Origin of the sequence: Zhengella sp. (genome assembly GCF_041397485.1) — a bacterium.
Classification (GTDB): Bacteria; Pseudomonadota; Alphaproteobacteria; order Rhizobiales; family Rhizobiaceae; genus Zhengella.
Window position 1 is genome coordinate 82,225 of the sequence record NZ_JAWKWO010000005.1, and the last position, 18,922, is coordinate 101,146.

An 18,922-nucleotide genomic window follows, 5' to 3' on the forward strand; every position below is an offset into this window, starting at 1 on the left:
CCCTTTCACATTCCAGCCGGCGCCCCCGGCTGGCCACCAGAGGAAATCGACATGACCCGACCGCTTCTGAAATCCGCCAGTGCGCTGGCATTGCTTTGCATCCTTCCGGTCCAGGCCTGGGCGGCAGCGGACGCGCAGGCGCTGGCCGACGCGCTCAAGCGGCAGTTCGACAAGAACGGCACCGCGCTGACGATCGGTTCTGCCACCGCCGAAGGCGACGACGTCATCCTGAGCGATGTCTCGATCAAGCCGGGCGAGGCGAACGCGGCGCAGATGGAGGAAATCCGCCTGGAGGACGTGAGCGAAAGCGAGACCGGGTTCCGCATCGGCACGATAGCCGCGCCGGAATTCTCCATGACGAAGGATGGCAAGACGCTGGATTTCGGCGGCGCATCCATCACCGGCCTTCAGGTGCCCAAGGAGAACGAGACAGACCCGGTGCGCAAATTGTCCGTGCTTGTCGAAGGCGCCACGATGGGTCCGGTGCGTGTGTCCGAAGGCGATGCGACCATCTTCAGCATGGACGGCATCGACTACACGGCCAGCGCTTATGTGGCCGGTGAACCGCTGCTGACCGAAATGAAGGTGACCGGCCTTCAGGGCGACATGACGAAACTGCCGGACGAGAAATCGCGCGCGGTCATGCAGGCGCTGGGCTATTCCACACTGTCGGGCGACATGACGATGAAGGGAAGCTGGAATCCGGCGGACGGGCGCATGCAGATCAACGAATGGATGCTGGATGTCACCGACGCGGCGGCGCTCAACATCACCATGGATCTCAGCGGGTTCACCACGGACCTGATCCGCCAGATGCAGGAAATCACCGCCAAGCGCGACAGCGGCGAGATGAACGAGCAGGCCATGGGCTTCGCCATGATGGGCCTGATGCAGCAACTTTCCTTCAACGGCGCGCAAATCGCGCTCGACGATGCCTCGCTGACCGGAAGGGTGCTCGATTTCGTGGCCGCCCAGCAGGGCGCCAGGCGCGCAGACGTGGTGAACATGGCCAAGGGCATGATGCCGATCCTGCTCTCGCGGCTTCAGAACCCCGCTTTCGCCAGCATGGTCGCAGGCGCGGTCAGCGACTATCTGGACGATCCGCAATCGCTGACGGTAACGGCCGCGCCCGATGCCCCGGTGCCTGCGCCGCAGATCATGGGGGCGGCCATGGGCGCGCCGCAAACCATTCCCGATGTTCTCAACGTCACCGTGGAAGCCAATACGTGCGGCACGATCACCTGCTGAGAGGCCGGTTCTCAGCGCGATGACAAAGGCCCGGCGGCGCAATCCGCCGGGCTTCTTTCATTCCCGCAATGCGATCCATTCGCGGATGCAGGTTTCGAGGATGATCCGCGTGCCGCGCAAAGCCGCGTCGTGCGTCAGCCATTGGCCTTCGCCGACATCGGGGCCGACATCGGGGCTCACATGGGGAATGTGCACGAAGCCGCTCATCGCCTGTGCCAGCGGGCGGCAGCGGCCGGAGCAGGACAGATGAAAAACGTGGTTGCACAAATAGCCGCCGGCATCGTGCGACCACTCGACGGGTAGGCCGGCGGCCAGAAGCGCGGCATGAATGGAAACAAGCGGCAATTGTGAAACGGCGGGTGCCTCGGCATCCAGCGCCTCTGGCGCTCCCTGCCCCGCATTGTCCGCCTTGCCGCGATCCTGAAGATGGCTTGCCACCCGTTCAAGACGGAAGCCTCTTGCCGATGCCGCAAGGCCGAAATGGATGGCGATATCCGGCGCGGCCGCCATGGCTGCGGCCTCCAGGGCCGGGCCGGCTTTCGCATAATCGACCGGCAGGACCGCGGCGGACAGAGCCGCCGCGACGGGGCTGGGGCTGCCCACGAGCGCGGCCACCAGCCATTCGGTCGGATTTTCCGGCGCGCCGGGAAACGGGCCGAAGCCAGTGACCAGAACGCGTGGGGCCTGCGTCATTCCTTGGCAGGCGCCACCGTGCGCAGGTGCAGTTCGCGCAACTGCGCCGGCGAGGCCTCGGACGGCGCGCCCATCAGCAGGTCCTGGGCCTGCTGGTTCATCGGGAAGAGCGTGACCTCGCGCAGGTTCTTGGCGCCGGCCAGCAGCATGACGATGCGGTCCACGCCGGCTGCCATGCCGCCATGGGGCGGCGCGCCATAGTGGAAGGCGCGGTAGAGGCCGCCAAAGCGCTCCTCGACCACCGAGGCATCAAGCCCGACAATGCCGAAGGCCTTGACCATGACTTCCGGCAGGTGGTTGCGGATGCCGCCCGATGCGATTTCAAAGCCATTGCAGACAAGGTCATACTGCCAGGCCTTGATTGCCAGCGGATCCTCGTTTTCCAGCGCACCCAGGCCGCCGCGCGGCATGGTGAAGGGGTTGTGGCCGAAATCGACCTTCTTGTTGTCCTCGTCCCACTCGAAGAAGGGGAAATCGACAATCCAGGCGAGCGCGAAACGGTCGCGGTCGACAAGATCGAGATCCTCGCCGACGCGGGTGCGAGCATCGCCGGCAAAGCCGGCAAATTTCTTCGGATCGCCGGCAGCAAAGAAGCAGGCATCGCCGGCCTTCAGGCCGAGTTGCAGGCGGATGGCCTCGGTGCGTTCCTCGCCGATATTCTTGGCAATGGGACCGGCGCCTTCCAGCTTGCCGCCTTCCTCGCGCCAGAAGATGTAGCCCAGGCCCGGCTGGCCCTGGCCCTGCGCCCAGGAATTCATGCGGTCGCAGAAGGCGCGCGAGCCGCCGGTCGGCGCGGGAATGGCCCAGACAGCGCCCGTGGGCGAATTGGCGAGGATGTTGGCGAAGACCTTGAAGCCGGAACCGCGGAAATGTTCCGAGACATCTTCCATGATGATCGGGTTGCGCAGGTCGGGCTTGTCGGAGCCGTATTTCGCGATCGCCTCGTCATAGGGAATGCGCGGAAACTCGGCCGTCACCGGCTTGCCGTCGGCAAAGGCCTCGAAGACCTTGCGCAGGACCGGCTCCATCGTGCCGAGGATGTCGTCCTGCTCGACAAAGCTCATTTCGAGGTCGAGCTGGTAGAATTCGCCCGGCAGGCGGTCGGCGCGCGGATCCTCGTCGCGGAAGCAGGGCGCGATCTGGAAATAGCGGTCGAAGCCCGACATCATCAGCAGCTGCTTGTACTGCTGCGGCGCCTGCGGCAGGGCGTAGAACTTGTTGGCATGAATGCGGCTCGGCACCAGGAAGTCGCGCGCACCCTCCGGCGACGACGCCGTGAGAATGGGCGTGGAGAATTCATTGAAACCGGCGTCCTCCATCAGGCGGCGCATCTCGCGGATGATGCGCGTGCGCAGCATGATGTTGTTGTGCAGCGTCTCGCGGCGCAGGTCGAGGAAGCGGTAGCGCAGGCGAATATCCTCCGGATAGTCCGGCTCGCCAAAGACCGGCAGCGGCAGTTCCGCAGCCTTGGAAAGTACCTCGATCTCGGCGGCGAAAACCTCGATCGCGCCGGTCGGCAGGTTGGGATTGACCGCTTCGGGCGCGCGCGCCTTTACCGTGCCGTCAACGCGGATCACCCATTCGCCGCGCACGGTCTCGGCCACCTTGAAGGCCGGCGAATCCGGATCGGCGACAACCTGGGTGATGCCGAAATGGTCGCGCAGGTCGATGAAGAGCACGCCGCCATGGTCGCGTACGCGATGAACCCAGCCGGAAAGGCGGACGGTGGAGCCGGTATCGGCTTGGCGGAGGGCGGCACAAGTGTGGCTGCGATAGCGGTGCATGAAGATCAGGTCCGGTTGTGGCTTGTCTTGGAAGGGCGTCCGCGGCCGATGGGGACGGACCGGCGCCCGGCAAAAAATCCGCGCGAAAAGCGCATGGGCGAGCCTGTTTGTCAAGGTTTGCGCATGCAAAGCACCCCGCCTGACTTGACTCGCGGACCCGCAACGCGAATAGACGGCTATCCATTTCCCATCCGGACGTCCTGTCTCCATGCATGTGATCACCTCAACTGCCGAACTGGAAGCCGTCTGCACTTCGATGGCAAAGTGCGATTTCGTGACCGTGGACACCGAATTCATACGCGAAACCACCTTCTGGCCGGAACTCTGCCTGATCCAGATGGCAACGGTGGAAGAAACCGCGCTTGTCGATCCGCTGGCCGAGGGCATGGATCTCGCCCCGTTCTTCCGGCTGATGGGCGATGAAGGCATCCTCAAGGTGTTTCATGCCGCGCGCCAGGATATCGAGATCATCGTCAAGATGGGCGATCTGGTGCCCCATCCGGTGTTCGATACGCAGGTGGCGGCGATGGTCTGCGGCTTCGGCGATTCGGTCTCCTATGACCAGCTTGTCCAGAAGATCACCCGCGCGCAGATCGACAAGTCGTCCCGCTTCACCGACTGGCGCCGCAGGCCGCTTTCCGACAAGCAGCTTTCCTACGCGCTGGCCGACGTGACGCATCTGCGCGATGTCTATGCCCATCTGGCCGCCGAACTGGAGCGCGAGAACCGCGCCCACTGGCTGAAGGAGGAGATGGATGTCCTGACCGCGCGCGAAACCTATGAACTGCACCCGGACGACGCCTGGAAGCGGCTGAAGATGCGCGTGCGCAAGCCGCTGGAACTGGCGGTGATGCAGAAGGTGGCCGCATGGCGCGAGCGCGAGGCGCGCAACCGCAATGTTCCGCGCGGACGCATCATCAAGGACGACGGAATCTACGAGATCGCCCAGCAGCGCCCGGAGACCGTCGAGGCGCTCGGCCGGCTGCGCTCGATCCCGAAGGGCTGGGAGCGCTCCGCCGCCGCCCAGGGCATTCTCGAAGCGGTCAAGGAAGCGCTCGCCATACCGCGTGACGACCTGCCGCGCATTCCGCGCCCCAACCAGCAGCCGGAAGGCACCGGCGCGGCGACGGAATTGCTCAAGGTGCTGCTCAAGCAGGTGGCCGAGCAGGAAGGCGTGGCGGCCAAGGTCCTTGCCACGTCCGACGACATCGAGAAGCTGGCCGGCGAAGGCGAAAAGGCCGATGTGCCGGCGCTGCACGGCTGGCGGCGCGAAGCCTTTGGCGAGAAGGCGCTGAAACTCATTCGCGGTGAGATCGGCATCCGGTTCGAGAACCGCAAGGTGCAGGTGTTCGACATTTCCTGACCACGGTCTTGCCTGGCCTCCGCGTCACCGGGCGACGGGCATCCCCGCGTCACTGAGCGCAAACCTGTCCCGCGTCACGGCGCGACGACCTGCCCCGCGTCACTCAGCGACGACAAGCTCGATCTCGCGGCCGGTGAAGCGGGCCAGGTGCGCCATGCGCGCCCTGGGCCGTTCGCCATGAAGGCTGGCATGGCGCTTCGGGATGACCAGCTGCAATCCACCATCGGCGGCGATGCGCCAGGACAGCAGCGGAATGACGCCCGGCATGGAGGCCGACAGCAGATAGACCACGCGCATCAGCGCGCCCAGCGCCTTTGCTCGCTCGATGAAGCGGGGTGACGCCAGCTTCAACAGTTCCGGCGCCGCGGCATCGTCGATCAGCCCTTCGTGCCGGTAGAGATTGGCCAGCGCGATATAGGCGCGGCCCGGATGGTCGATACCGACAAACGAAGCATTGGAGATGATGTTGAGCGACTGGGTGCCGCGATATTCCGGATGCGCGCGCCAGCCGATGTCGGCGACAAGGCAGGCGGCACGGCGCAGGCGATGTTCCTCCGGCGTCTCGTCAAGGCCCAGCGCGGCGAAGGCGGTGCCGGTCCAGTCGGCCAGTTCGCGGGCATGGCGTTCGGAGCGCGAGCGCAGGATGGCCAGTTCGTCGGCGGCGGTGAGCAGCGGGTCGGCGCGGCGCCATTCGTCGTCGAGCTGCTCGAACAGATAGCCTTCGCGAACGCCGGTGGCAGACACGACGATGCGTGCCGGCTTCATGGCGCGGATGACCTCCAGCATCACGGCCGCGCCATAGGGCAACAGGCTGCGCCGGTTCTTGGAAACCCGCTTGACGCCTTTCATGGACGCGGTGTCGTTGCGCGCCACCTGCATCAGGAAGGGCACGCATTCATCCGTTTCCATGACATAGTGATGCATCACGTGCAGCGGGTATTCACGCTCCATCATGTGCAGGCGGGCCAGGTTTCGCCATGTGCCGCCCACGGCGTAGAACTCGCGCCCGCCGCCCTGCTTCAGCAGGGTCGCGCGTCGCATCTCCGCCGCGATGACGGCTGCCGCATCCTCCGGCTTGCCGCCAGTCACCTCCTGCAGGCGCAGGCCGCCCAGCGGCAGCGTGATGCCGTCGCCGGTTTCGTGGCCGCGAATGTCGATCAGTTCCAGGCTGCCGCCGCCAAGGTCGCCGACAATGCCATCGGGCCGGTAGAACCCGGCCATGATCCCGTAGGCGGAATAAAGAGCTTCTTCGCGCCCTGAAAGCACCCGCACGTCCGCTCCCAGCACCTCGCCCGCCCGTTCGATGAAGGCCGGGCCGTTTTCCGCCTCGCGCGCGGCCGCCGTGGCCAGAACATGCACCTCCTCCACGCCGGCCTGATCGCACAGCGCACGGAAGCGGCGGAACTCGGAGAGCGCACGCTCCACGCCGGCGGGATCGAGCAGGCCGGTGGAGACGATCTGACGGCCGAGGCCGGCGAGCATCTTTTCATTGAACAGGACGGTGGGGGAGCGGGCGATACCTTCGTAGATGACGAGACGGACCGAGTTCGATCCGATGTCGACGATGGCGACGGGCTTGCGGTCGTAGAGGCGACCCTGGGACAGGCGGTCCATCACGGCTGGGCAGACTTGTCTTTCTTGCGGCGCTTGAAGTGGGCGATCCGCTTCGGCGCATGCGATTTCAACGATTCACCCCGACCCGAAAGGCTCGGGTTGGTCATGAAATACTCCTGGGCGTTGAAAGGTTCCTCCCCCTCCTCGGGCCGGAGCCGTCTCGACGTTCCGTCGGGCAGTACCTCAAAGCTCTGCTGGTTGTCCATCACGTTCGCCAACATGATCTGGTCGAGGATCTGCTCATGCACGGTGGAAGCCTCGACGGGCACGATCACCTCGACCCGCCGGTCGAGATTGCGCGGCATCAGGTCGGCCGAGCCGAAATAGACGATGGCTTCGTCCGACGGCAGGCCATGGCCATTGCCGAAGCACCAGATGCGGCTATGTTCAAGGAAGCGGCCGACAATGGATTTCACACGGATGTTGTCCGACAGGCCGGGAACCTGCGGGCGCAGGCAACAGATGCCGCGGATGACGAGGTCGATCTCGACGCCCGCAGCGCTTGCCTCGTAGAGCGCGTCGATGATCTCGGGATCGACGAGCGAGTTCATCTTCATCCAGATCTGGCCTGGCCGGCCTTCCCTGGCATGGCCTATTTCTGCGCGGATGTGATCGAGAATGCGTGGCCGCAGCGTGTAGGGCGAGTAGGCGAGCTTCATCTGGTCGGTCGGCTCGGCATAGCCGGTGATGAAGTTGAACACCTGGGCCACGTCGCGCGCTATCTGCGGATCGTCGGTGAAGTAGGACAGGTCGGTGTAAATCTTGGCCGTGATCGGGTGATAATTGCCTGTGCCCAGGTGACAGTAATTGCGCAAACGGCCCTCTTCCCGGCGCACCACGAGCGAAAGCTTGGCATGGGTCTTCAACTCGATGAAGCCGAAGACCACCTGAACGCCGGCGCGTTCCAGGTCGCGGGCCCAGCGGATATTGGCCTCCTCGTCGAATCGCGCCTTCAGTTCCACCAGCGCCGTGACGGACTTGCCGGCCTCCGCCGCATCGACGAGGGCACGCACGATGGGGCTGTCGTTCGAGGTGCGGTAGAGCGTCTGCTTGATCGCCACGACATCGGGGTCGGCTGCCGCCTGACGCAGGAACTGCACCACGACATCGAAGCTCTCATAGGGGTGGTGGACAAGGAAATCCTTCTCGCGGATCGTCGCCAGGCAATCGCCGGCATGTTCGCGGATGCGTTCGGGAAAACGCGCATTGTAAGGCACGAACTTCAGATCCTCGCGCGGCAGCGACACGATCTCGGACACATGGTTGAGCGCCAGCGGCCCGGCCTGGACGGAGATGCGATTGCCCTGCACACCGAGTTCATGGGCGACGAAATCACGCAGGCCTTCGGGCATGTCGGGGTCGAACTCGATCCGGATGACCTGTCCGCGCCGCCGGCGCTTCAGTGCCGTCTCGAACAGGCGCACGAGGTCTTCGGCCTCTTCCTCCACCTCGATATCGGAATCGCGGATGATGCGGAACGTGCCCGAACCGAGCACTTCATAGCCGGGAAACAGCCGGCTGATGAACAGGCCGACCACATCCTCAAGTGCGATGAACCGCGTGACGCCGCCGCGCTCGGGCAACTGGATGAAGCGGCTGAGCGCGACCGGCAAGCGCAGCAGGCCCGTCATTTCCTCGCCGTCGCGCCGGTTCTTCAACGCCAGCACCATGGAGAAGCCCAGGTTGGGAATGAAGGGAAACGGGTGCGCGGGGTCAATGGACAGCGGCGTCAGCACGGGGAAGACGGCATCCATGAAATGCTCTTCCAGCCAGGCCTTCTCACCCTTGGCAAGGCCATCGGCGCGGATCAGCGCGATCCTCTCGGCTTCGAGCAGATCCATCAAGCCGGCCAGGCTCTTGTGCTGGTCGGCCTGCAGCTTGGTGACCTCCAGCAGGATCTGGTCGAGCTGTTCGGCGGGCGTGCGGCCATCGGCGGAACGCTCGGTGATGCCCTCACGCACCTGGCCCGCCAGGCCGGCGACGCGCACCATGAAGAACTCGTCCAGGTTGGTGGCCGAAATGGAGAGGAAGCGCAGCCGCTCCAGAAGCGGCTGGCTGGGATTCTGGGACTCTTCCAAAACGCGCCGGTTGAATTGCAGCCATGAAAATTCACGGTTGACGTAGCGCTCCGGATCGTCGGGCGTGAGCCTCGCAGGGGCCGCGCCCTCGGTGAAGTCGGTTCTTGCCGGTGTCAGTTCGTTCATGGTGGGAAGCCTTCGGCCCGCGGGTTTCTCTGTTCCTTCATTCCATGGCTCGACGTTGCGCACAATGGGGCGCAATGCACGCTCGCATCTTGCAATGGCGGCGCATATGTTTCAAACGTCGGCGCGAGCCTAGCCGACAGGCGGGAGCGTGCCCGCCGCCAGGAACGGAGAGCAAGATGGCCGGACATTCCATTCCGCATTTCCAGAACGATGCGGGCCACAAGTCCATCGAGATCGGAGTGAAGGAATTCATGTGCGTGGGCGCCCATCCGCCCTACGACCATCCGCATGTCTATCTCGACATGGGAGACGACGCGGAAAAGGTCTGCCCCTATTGCTCGACGCTCTATCGCTACAACAGCGCGCTGAAGGCGGACGAAACGAAGCCCGAAGGCTGCAGCTTCAAGCCGAAGGCGGCCTGACCGCCAGACTGTGAGGCGGCATCTGGCCGGCTGGCGCGGCCTTGCGGGAATGTGAGCGATGATCCGCAACAGACCGATCCTGATCGCCGGGGCCGGCATTGCCGGGCTGACAACGGCCCTTGCCCTGGCGCGTGACGGCCATGCCGTGCGCGTGTTCGAGCGCGCGCCGCATCTCACGGAAGTGGGCGCCGGCCTGCAGCTTTCGCCCAATGCCACGCGGGTGCTGGCCTCGGTCGGCGTTTCGGGCCGGCTTCTGGCCGCGGCCACGGCGCCGGAAAGCGTTGTCCTGCGGCGCGGGCAGGCGATGGGCAAGCTGACCGAGGTGCCGCTGGGGGCAAGGGCCGAGGCCCGCTGGGGCGCGGCGTATCTGGTCATCCACCGGGCCGACCTGCATGCCGCTCTCACCACCGCCGCGCGCCAGCAACCGCTTGTCGAGATCGTCACCGGAGCGAACGTCGCCGACTATGCGGCGCATCCACGCGGCGTCACCCTTTCGGTGGACCGGGACGGCCGGGTGGACGAGATCGTCGGCGGCTTGCTGATTGCGGCGGACGGTGTCTGGTCGCGGCTGCGCGGGCGCCTGCCCGGTGCCGGCACGAGCGCATTCACCGGCCATGTGGCATGGCGGGCGACCATTCCCGCCGACGGCGATCTGGCGCAATCGCTGGGCGATCTCCTCAGCCCGGCCCATGTAACCGCCTTCATGGCACCGGATGTGCATCTGGTCGCCTATCCGATCAGCGCGGGGCGGCGGATCAATCTCGTCGGGCTGATGCGCGGCGCAGATTACGGACAGAAATGGGCGGCGAGCGCCGACCCTTCCCCCTTCATCGCGGTGATGGACAAGGCGTCACCCGCACTTGGCCGCATGGCGCGCGAGGCGGGTCCATGGGTGGCCTGGGCGCTGCATGCAGTGGGGCCGGGCGCCTGGCAGGACGGCAAGGCGGTGGCGCTCATCGGCGACGCGGCGCATGCGACCACGCCCTTCGCCGCGCAGGGCGCGGCCATGGCCATCGAGGATGCCGGCGTGCTGGCCAGGGCCATGCGCGAGGCCAATGGCGACCCGGCGGTGGCCCTGCCCCGCTGGGAGGCAGAGCGCAAGCCGCGCGTAGCCAGGGTTGTCAAGCGCGGGGCGTTCAACCACTTCACCTGGCACGCGCGGGGGCCGGTCGCCCTGGCCCGCGATGCCGTGCTGTGGCTGCGCAAGCCGGAGCGGCTGATGGCGGATTTCGACTGGCTGTACGGGTGGGACGCGGAGACCTGAAAGCGCCAAACCGCACGCCGATGACATGGGCTGACGGACACCGGGCGGTCGGGAACCGCAGGCGTTGTTTCACCGCTGCCAACGGCTTACTCGGCGTGCTGGGCTGCAGGTGCCGACATTGAAGCGCCGGGCGGCTTGCGCAGAAGCAGCGCCAGGGGCACCGCCATCAGCGTGACGACCATCATCAGCAGGAAATCGTTCACGTAGGAGACCATCAGTGCCTGCTGGTTGACCAGCATGTCGACCACGGAGAGCATGGCCGGATCGCCCGCGGCAGCCTGCGGCGCAAGATGCGTCAGGTTCGGGTCATAGGGATTGATAAAGGCCGAAAGCTCTGTGTGGTTGACCTGGACATTGTGGGTCAGGACGACCGACACAAGGGAAATCCCGATGGAGGAACCGATGTTACGCGTCAGCGAGAACAGGCTGGTTCCATCGGCGCGGTACTTCACCTCCATGGTGGAAAAGGCAACCGTGGAAAGCGGCACGAAGACCAGGCCGAGGCCGAGGCCCTGAACGACGCCGGAGACGATGATCAGCCCGTCGTCCATCTGCGGAGAGAAGCCGGACATCATCCACAGCGACACGGCCGCCAGCCCGAGACCGGCCAGGACCAGGAGGCGCGCATCGACGGTGCGCACGAGACGGCCGACAAGGATCATCGAGATCATCGTGCCAACGCCGCGCGGCGCCATGACAAGGCCGGTCGTGATCGTTGGATAGCCGAAAATGCGCGCCAGCATGGGCGGCAGAAGCGCAAGGCTGGCGAGCAGGATGATGCCGATGACGAAGATGAAGACCAGTCCGGTGACGAAATTGCGGTCCCTGAAGATCGCCGGATCGATGAAGGGGTCGTCCGCCGTGGCGACGTGAACGCAGAAGATCCAGAAACCCGATATCGCCAGGAAAAGCTCGATCCAGATCTCGGTGGAGGAAAACCAGTCCACTTCGCCGCCGCGATCGAGCATCATCTGCAAGGCGCCGATTCCCAACGCCAGCATGGCGAAGCCGAAGAAATCGAAATTGCGCAGCCGCCGCGCGATGTTGGGCAGATAGGCGGCGCTGCCGGCGAAGGCCAGGATGCCGACCGGCAGGTTGATGAAGAATACCCAACGCCAGTTCATCGTTTCCGTCAGCCAGCCGCCGAGCGTCGGGCCGATGATGGGACCGACCATGATGCCCGCGCCCCACATGGCCATGGCAGACCCGTGGCGTTCGCGCGGGTTGATATCGAGCAGGAAGGTTTGCGACAGCGGCACGATGGCCGCGCCGCACAGGCCCTGCAGCAGCCGGAACAGAACCATGGTTTCCAGGCTCCAGGCCAGGCCGCAAGCCATTGAGGTGACAACGAAGCCGACGATGGAGGCAAGGAAAAGTTCCTTGCGGCCCACCCTGTCGGAGAGCCAGCCGGTCAGCGGCGTCATGATCGCCGCCGCCACGATATAGGAGGTCAGGACCCAGGTGATGGTGTCCTGCGAGGCGCCAAGATCGGCCTGCATGGAGGGCAACGCCACGTTTGCGATGGTCGTGTCGAGCACCTGCATGATCGTGGCAAGCATGATCGCCAGCGTGATCAGGCCGCGATGCGGAACATCTTCATGCATCTGAGCGGAAGCGCTCATTTCCCGGTGCCAGCATCCGTCTCGGCGGCAAAGGCCCCCGGAAGCCACGTGGCGTAAAGCGGCTTGCGGCCGGTATCCACGGTGACGCTGGCCGAAAGACCCGAGCGCAGCTCAGGCATGTCGGCGGTTCCGTCGAGGGCGATGCGCACGGGAACGCGCTGTGTCACCTTCACCCAGTTGCCAGTGGCATTCTGGGCCGGAAGCAGCGAGAATTCAGCGCCGGTGCCGGCACCGATCGCGGCGACACGGCCCTTGAAGGTCTTGCCCGGATAGCTGTCGAATTCCACCTCGGCGCTTTCGCCGGGCTTGATGCCGGCAAGCTGCGTCTCCTTGAAATTGGCATCCACCCAGAAGTCGCCGGTTGCAACCAGCGCAAAAAGCGGGTTGCCGGCAGCCACGAACTGGCCGGCGCGGAAGGATGCGGCCTGGTAAAGGACGCCATCGGCAGGTGCCCGAACGGTCGTGAGCGAAAGATTGTAGGCCGCCTTTTCGCGTGCCGCCAGCGCGGACTGGACCGAGGGGTGCTGGTCTGTCGCGATATCCGGCTTGCCGCCGAGGGCAGCCAACGTATTGGCCACGCCCTGCCGTGCAGCGGCCAGAGCGTCGTGCGCCTTGTTGGCATCGTGACGCGCGCTGTCCAGCGAAGAGGAAGCGGAGACGCCCTTGCGGGAAAGCTCCTGCTGTCGCTTCAACTCGGATTGACGGTAGGCCTCTTCCGTTTCCGCCGCCTTTTCATTGGCCAGCGCCATGCGGTAGGCCGCCTTGAGCTGCTCGACTCCGAGACGGGCGCTGGCCAGGGCCGCGTCGGCCTGTTCCAGCGCAATCCGGTACGGTTCCTGATCGATCACGAACAGGACGTCACCGGCCTTGACCGGCATGTTGTCGGCCACACCGGACCGGACCACGCGGCCGGCCAGATCGGAGGTGACGGAAAGGCGGGCCTGATGAAGATAGGCATTGTCCGTTGTCTCGTAGCGCCCGGTCATCAGCCAGTAGCCCGCGCCGGCGGCCGCCAGCAGAAGCGGAACGGAAAACATCAGGATACGCCTGGAGGTCTTGCCGCGCGCCGGTCGGGACGCATTCAGCGCCCGCGCCTTCGTTTCACCCTTCATTTCCGACATGTCATTCATCGTTCGTTGTTCCTGTCGCGCAAGCGGCGGCGCCCTCACCCTCGGAAAGATTGTCGATGAGCAGGCGCAACGCCGCCATCAGCCCCTGCCGGTCCTTCTCCGAAAACCCGGCCAGCGCTTCGTCATAGACCTCGTTGGCGAGTCCCCGAACCTCGTCGAAGACCCGCAGCGTCTTGGGCGTCGCTGCCACAAGGCGCACGCGCCGGTCGCTCTCGTCAGCCTTGCGGGCGACCCAGCCGGCCTGCTCCATGCGGTCGACAAGCCGGGAAACGCTGATCGGCTCGATCTCCAGGCGCTCTCCGAGCCGGGCCTGTGTCATCGCGCCCTCGCGGGCGACGTGAACGAGCAGGCGCCACTGCGCCGACGACAGGCCGTGATCGGCCGTGCGCATCTCGAAGCGCTTTCGCAACAGGCGCGACGCGTCATGCAGCAGGATGCCGAGGCCTTCGGTGGACGATGTTTTCATAAGCCGGATATATTATAAGCATGCTTAGAATATCAAGGCACATAGCCGGATTTTTTGCGACGCAGTATCGACATGGTGAAAAGATTCTCACCAGCCGGCCGAACGAGGCCGGCCGTGCGAGGCGATCAGGCAATTCCGGTTTTTACCGGAGGCTGGCAAGACATGCGCGTCACCATCGGCGAACGGCAGAAGGCGCGACGGGCGCAATCAGGGCTCCCGGCGGCATTCGCAGCGCCCGTCCTTCCTGGCCATTCGCGCGGATGGCAGGCGCCGGCCGGCTCGCCTTGACCTCAGTGCAGGATCTGGCTGAGGAACAGCTTCGTGCGCTCGTGCTGCGGGTTGTCGAAGAACTGGTCAGGCGCGTTCTGCTCCACGATCTGGCCCTGGTCCATGAAGATGACGCGGTTGGCCACCTGACGCGCGAAGCCCATCTCGTGGGTCACGCAGAGCATGGTCATGCCCTCTTCGGCCAGACCCACCATGGTGTCCAGCACTTCCTTGATCATCTCCGGGTCAAGCGCGGAGGTCGGCTCGTCGAACAGCATGATGCGCGGGCTCATGCACAGCGAGCGGGCGATGGCGACGCGCTGCTGCTGGCCGCCGGACAACTGGCCGGGATATTTCTGCGCCTGTTCGGGGATCTTGACGCGCTCGAGATAGTGCATCGCGATTTCCTCGGCCTCCTTCTTCGGCATCTTGCGCACATGAATGGGCGCCAGCGTGCAGTTTTCGAGGATGGTGAGGTGCGGGAACAGGTTGAAGTGCTGGAAGACCATGCCGACCTCGCGGCGGATCTCGTCGATCTTCTTCAGGTCGTTGGTCAGTTCGATGCCATCGACGATGATCTTGCCTTCCTGATGCTCTTCCAGACGGTTGATGCAGCGGATCATGGTGGACTTGCCGGAACCGGACGGCCCGGCAATAACGATGCGCTCGCCGCGCATGACCTTCAGGTTGATGTCGCGCAGCACATGGAAATCACCATACCACTTGTGCATGCCGATGATTTCCACGGCGACTTCGGTTTCTGAGACCTGCATGCCGGCGGGCTTGGCGGTGGCTGAAGCGGAGTGAACGTCGGCCATTGGCTGGCTCCTATCGCTTGTGGCCGGTGTCGAGCCGGCGTTCCATGAAGATCGAATAGCGGGACATGCCGAAGCAGAAGAGCCAGAACACGAAGCCCGCGAAGATGAGGCCGGTGGCCGGTGTCTGCGCCGATGCCCAGGTGGAATCGGAGAAGTTCAGCCGGACAATGCCGAGCAGGTCGAACATGCCGATGATGTAGACGAGGCTGGTATCCTTGAACATGCCGATGAAGGTGTTGACGATGCCCGGGATCACCAGTTTCAGCGCCTGCGGAAGGATGATCAGGTTCATCTTCTGCCAATAGCCGAGCCCCAGCGAATCCGCGCCCTCATATTGCCCCTTCGGGATGGCCTGAAGGCCGCCGCGCACCACTTCCGCCATGTAGGCGGAGGCAAACAGCGCAACGCCGATGAGCGCACGCAACAGCTTGTCGAAGGTCACCCCCTGCGGCAGGAAGAGCGGCAGCATGACCGAGGCCATGAACAGCACGGTAACCAGCGGCACGCCGCGCACGACCTCGATGAAGATGACGCAGAGGCTCTTGACCACGGGCATGTTGGATCGTCGTCCCAGCGCCAGCACGATGCCGAAGGGCAAGGACACGGCGATCCCGACGAAGGAAAGCACCAGCGTGACCATCAGCCCGCCCCAAAGCGGGGTTTCCACCACTTCCAGGCCGAAAATGCCGCCATAGAGCATGATGAAGGCGAAGACCGGGAAGGCGCCGAAAAAGAGCACGGCGTTCAGTCCCTTGCGCGGCATCGACGGCATGAGCAACGGCACCATCAGGCCGAAAAAGGCGATCCCCGTGACCCAGACGCGCCAGCGCTCGGCGACCGGGTACCGTCCGACGAGGAACTGCTCGAACTTGGAACCGACAAAGGCCCAGCAGGCGCCGGCCCAATCGTTGGGCTGGATGCCGCCCTGGGCCTCGGTCGCGCAGAAGGTTCGGTCCGTGCCCGTCCATTGCGCCGAGAAGAACAGCCAGTTCAGCATGGGCGGCAGGAAGTAAAGGATGGCCGCCAGCGCGATCAGCGTCATGGCGCTGTCGGTCGGGTTGGCGAACAGGTTCTTGCGAATCCAGGCCGTCCAGCTTTTCCCGCTGACCGGCGCGGCGCGCGCATTGATCATTTCCATGCGCACATAGGAGAGGTCATGTTCCTGCATCGCTATACCAATGGTTTCCCGCTGTGGTCCATTTGACCGGGAATTCCGGCTGGAGGCAGCGAGGAGAGACGTGAAGGTCGGGCTGGTTGCCCGGCCAAGCGGCGCGACAAGGCTGGAACAGCCGGAAACCCGGCCTCCGGTGAGCAATCCCGGAGCCCTGGCGGCGTTGGACCGCTTGACCGATGCCCCACATCGGCCTGCGCGATCCGCCTTGCCAGATCAGCCGGGACTTGCCCATCAAATGGATCAGAGCGGGGAATCATTGGTATCACCTCTCCACCAGGGCCATCTTGGCGTTGAACCAGTTCATGAACAGCGAGGTGCCGAGGCTGAGGCCCAGATAGACGATCATCCAGATGACCACGACCTCGATGGCCTGACCGGTCTGGTTGAGCACCGTGCCGCCCACGGCAACGAGATCGGGATAGCCGATGGCAATCGCCAGCGAGGAGTTTTTCGTCAGGTTCAGGTACTGGCTGGTCAGCGGCGGGATGACGATGCGCATGGCCTGCGGCACGATAACGAGACGCGATGTCTGGCCCGGGCGCAGCCCGAGTGCGTAGGAGGCCTCCGTCTGTCCCTTCGCGACGCCGAGGATGCCGGCGCGCACGATCTCGGCGATGAAGGCGGCGGTGTAGAAGGACAGGGCCAGAAAGAGCGAAAGGAATTCCGGCTTCACCTGAATGCCGCCCGTCAGGTTGAAGCGGCCGAGCGTGGGCACATCCCAGGACAGGGGGAAGCCGGTCACGATGAAGGCCAGAAGCGGCAGGCCGACGAGGAGACCCACGGCGGTCCACAAGACGGGAAAGGGCTGGCCGGTGGCCATCTGGCGCTGCCAGGCCCAGCGGCGCACCAGAACGATGGCGGCGATGGCGACGACGATGGCGAGGCCGATCAGCCAGGCGCCCTCGCCCCAGACCGCCTTGGGCAGAAAGATGCCACGGTTGTTGAGGAATGAGCCCAGCGGCATGTCGACACTGTCACGCGGCTGCGGCAGGACCGACAGCACACCGAAATACCAGAAGAAAATGACGAGCAGCGGCGGGATGTTGCGGAAAATCTCGACATAGACCATGCAGATCTTGCGGATCAGCCAGTTGTGCGAGAGGCGCCCGAGCCCGATGAGGAAGCCGACGATGGTGGCCGTCAATATGCCGAAAAAGGCAACGATCACCGTGTTGATCATGCCGACGATGAAGGCGCGGCCATAGGTGGAATCGCTGGTATATTCGATGGGCGTCTGGCCGATGTCGAAGCCGGCGCGGCCGTTCAGGAAATCGTAGCCGGAGGCGATGTTGGCCTGACGCAGGTTCTCGATCGTGTTGTTGGTGATCCACCAGACAAAGGCGACGAGGCCCACGAAAACCAGGACCTGATAGACGATGCCGCGAATCTTCGGATCGTAGAACCACGACGCAGCGCTGACGCCGCCCCGGTCACCGGAGAGTTCTGTTGAAGCCATGATCCCCTCATGAGCTTGTCTGTTTATCTGCAGCCCCGATATGTTTTTCGTGGTGGGGCCTTGCCCGGCCTGCCGGGAAGAGGCCGGGGCGGCGGGCGCCGCCCCTGGCCGTTTTCAGTGCATGTTGGCGGCGATCAGCGGATCGGCGGAGCGTATTGCAGGCCGCCCTTGGTCCACAGCGCGTTGATGCCGCGCGAGATCTTCAGGTTCGAGCCGGAGCCGACATTGCGCTCGAAGGCTTCGCCGTAATTGCCGACATGCTTGATGATGCGAACCGCCCAATCGTTGGTCAGGCCCAGGTTTTCACCCAGCTTCGTGCCTTCTTCCGTGCCGAGCAGGCGCTTGATGTCCGGATTGCCGGAATTCTTCATCTCCTCGACATTGGCCGAGGTCACGCCCAGTTCCTCGGCGGCGACCATGGCGAAATGGGCCCAGGTGACGATATCGAACCACTGGTCATCGCCCTGGCGCACGGCCGGGCCGAGCGGTTCCTTGGAAATGATCTCCGGCAGGACCACGTGGTCGTCCGGGCTCTTCAGCGTCAGGCGGATGCCGTAGAGGCCCGACTGGTCGGTCGTGTAGACGTCGCAACGGCCGGAATCATAGGCGGCGTTGACCTCTTCGAGCTTCTCGAAGACGACCGGGTTGTACTGCATGTTGTTCGCCTTGAAATAGTCGGCGAGGTTCAGTTCGGTCGTGGTGCCGGCCTGCACGCAGACGGCGGCGCCGGAAAGCTGCAGGGCGGAGGTAATGTCGGGCAGGTTCTTCTTGTTGATCATGAAGCCCTGGCCGTCATAGTAGTTCACGGCGCGGAAGTTCAGGCCGAGCGAGGTGTCGCGGCTGATCGTCCAGGTCGTGTTGCGCGGCAGCATGTCGACTTCGCCGGACTGCAGCGCGGTGAAACGCTCCTTGGCCGACAGCGGCGAGAACTTGGCTGCATTCGGATCGTCGAAGATGGCGGAAGCGACCGCGCGGCACAGGTCCACGTCGAGGCCGGACCAATCGCCCTTGTCATTCGGCGCGGAGAAACCGGCAAGGCCGGTGGACACGCCGCACTGCACGAAGCCCTTGGCCTTCACGTCATCCAGCGTGGCAGCGGAAGCGGCGGAGGCGGCGACGGTGAGCATCGCAGCGCCGATTACGCCGGTGAGAAGTTCTGTCTTCATGTGGCAAACCCCTTGATTGCGGACCGGTTTCCCCGGTCCCTGTTTTTCGATCCGGCCACGGCCTGCCGTTTCGGCAATCCATCCGGCCATTCAAACCGATGGTCCCCAGTGCCCGGTTCCCATTGCAACGGCTATCAAATTCGCTCTTGCCGCCATCGTCAAGCGCCGTCTGTCCGCCAAGGTGCATTTCGGTGCATTCGAAGACAGTTTAATGCAAGTTCATTTCGCCCC

The 18,922-nt window shown here is 64.4% G+C and carries 15 protein-coding genes; 4 read left to right on the forward strand and 11 right to left on the reverse strand.

The genetic code is table 11. The features are described from left to right. The first annotated feature begins 51 nt into the window (after positions 1-51). Positions 52-1,248: a hypothetical protein gene (locus R3D65_RS15300; RefSeq protein WP_371276128.1), complete on the forward strand. Its 1,197-nt coding sequence runs from the start codon at positions 52-54 to the stop codon at positions 1,246-1,248. 57 nt (positions 1,249-1,305) lie between these two features. Here the strand turns inward: R3D65_RS15300 and R3D65_RS15305 are convergent, their stop codons facing one another. Both R3D65_RS15305 and aspS read right to left on the reverse strand, forming a co-directional pair. Then, a complete protein-coding gene (locus R3D65_RS15305) occupies positions 1,306-1,941 on the reverse strand; it encodes a hypothetical protein (protein WP_371276129.1) in 636 nt (211 codons plus the stop codon). After that, on the reverse strand, positions 1,938-3,725 hold the full coding sequence (aspS, locus tag R3D65_RS15310) for an aspartate--tRNA ligase (RefSeq protein ID WP_371276130.1): 1,788 nt from the start codon (positions 3,723-3,725) through the stop codon (positions 1,938-1,940). Before aspS ends, R3D65_RS15305 begins: the two co-directional genes overlap by 4 nt. Before the next feature lie 208 nt (positions 3,726-3,933). Between aspS and rnd the strand changes: the two genes are divergently transcribed. Continuing rightward, positions 3,934-5,088 carry a ribonuclease D gene (gene rnd, locus R3D65_RS15315; RefSeq protein WP_371276131.1) on the forward strand — a complete coding sequence of 385 codons (1,155 nt, stop codon included), beginning with the start codon at positions 3,934-3,936 and terminating at the stop codon, positions 5,086-5,088. Positions 5,089-5,187: 99 nt separating this feature from the next. Here the strand turns inward: rnd and ppx are convergent, their stop codons facing one another. Beyond that, positions 5,188-6,702, reverse strand: a complete 1,515-nt coding sequence (gene ppx, locus R3D65_RS15320) for an exopolyphosphatase (RefSeq protein ID WP_371276471.1) — start codon at positions 6,700-6,702, stop codon at positions 5,188-5,190. Then, positions 6,702-8,906 (reverse strand): RNA degradosome polyphosphate kinase, encoded by a 2,205-nt coding sequence (locus R3D65_RS15325; RefSeq protein ID WP_371276132.1) that lies wholly within the window; start codon positions 8,904-8,906, stop codon positions 6,702-6,704. Before R3D65_RS15325 ends, ppx begins: the two co-directional genes overlap by 1 nt. Before the next feature lie 176 nt (positions 8,907-9,082). Here R3D65_RS15325 and R3D65_RS15330 point away from each other — a divergent pair, with 176 nt between their 5' ends. Then, positions 9,083-9,328 (forward strand): zinc-finger domain-containing protein, encoded by a 246-nt coding sequence (locus R3D65_RS15330; RefSeq protein WP_371276133.1) that lies wholly within the window; start codon positions 9,083-9,085, stop codon positions 9,326-9,328. Positions 9,329-9,386: 58 nt separating this feature from the next. Continuing rightward, the gene (locus R3D65_RS15335; protein ID WP_371276134.1) at positions 9,387-10,592 is read left to right on the forward strand and encodes an FAD-dependent monooxygenase; all 1,206 of its coding nucleotides are present in this window, start codon (positions 9,387-9,389) and stop codon (positions 10,590-10,592) included. Positions 10,593-10,678: 86 nt separating this feature from the next. Here R3D65_RS15335 and R3D65_RS15340 read toward each other — a convergent pair whose 3' ends face one another. The 7 genes from R3D65_RS15340 to R3D65_RS15370 all read right to left on the reverse strand — a co-directional run bounded on the left by R3D65_RS15340 (position 10,679) and on the right by R3D65_RS15370 (position 18,691). Then, a complete protein-coding gene (locus R3D65_RS15340) occupies positions 10,679-12,214 on the reverse strand; it encodes a DHA2 family efflux MFS transporter permease subunit (protein WP_371276135.1) in 1,536 nt (511 codons plus the stop codon). Next, a complete protein-coding gene (locus tag R3D65_RS15345) occupies positions 12,211-13,344 on the reverse strand; it encodes an efflux RND transporter periplasmic adaptor subunit (RefSeq protein WP_371276136.1) in 1,134 nt (377 codons plus the stop codon). Before R3D65_RS15345 ends, R3D65_RS15340 begins: the two co-directional genes overlap by 4 nt. Next, positions 13,337-13,810, reverse strand: coding sequence for a MarR family winged helix-turn-helix transcriptional regulator (locus R3D65_RS15350; protein WP_371276137.1), 474 nt, complete (start codon positions 13,808-13,810; stop codon positions 13,337-13,339). Before R3D65_RS15350 ends, R3D65_RS15345 begins: the two co-directional genes overlap by 8 nt. A gap of 290 nt (positions 13,811-14,100) precedes the next feature. Beyond that, positions 14,101-14,850, reverse strand: coding sequence for an amino acid ABC transporter ATP-binding protein (locus R3D65_RS15355; RefSeq protein ID WP_371276472.1), 750 nt, complete (start codon positions 14,848-14,850; stop codon positions 14,101-14,103). Positions 14,851-14,905: 55 nt separating this feature from the next. Continuing rightward, the gene (locus tag R3D65_RS15360; RefSeq protein WP_371276138.1) at positions 14,906-16,063 is read right to left on the reverse strand and encodes an amino acid ABC transporter permease; all 1,158 of its coding nucleotides are present in this window, start codon (positions 16,061-16,063) and stop codon (positions 14,906-14,908) included. A gap of 268 nt (positions 16,064-16,331) precedes the next feature. Beyond that, positions 16,332-17,525 (reverse strand): amino acid ABC transporter permease, encoded by a 1,194-nt coding sequence (locus R3D65_RS15365; RefSeq protein WP_371276139.1) that lies wholly within the window; start codon positions 17,523-17,525, stop codon positions 16,332-16,334. A gap of 134 nt (positions 17,526-17,659) precedes the next feature. Next, positions 17,660-18,691: an amino acid ABC transporter substrate-binding protein gene (locus R3D65_RS15370; protein WP_371276140.1), complete on the reverse strand. Its 1,032-nt coding sequence runs from the start codon at positions 18,689-18,691 to the stop codon at positions 17,660-17,662. Positions 18,692-18,922: the final 231 nt, after the last annotated feature.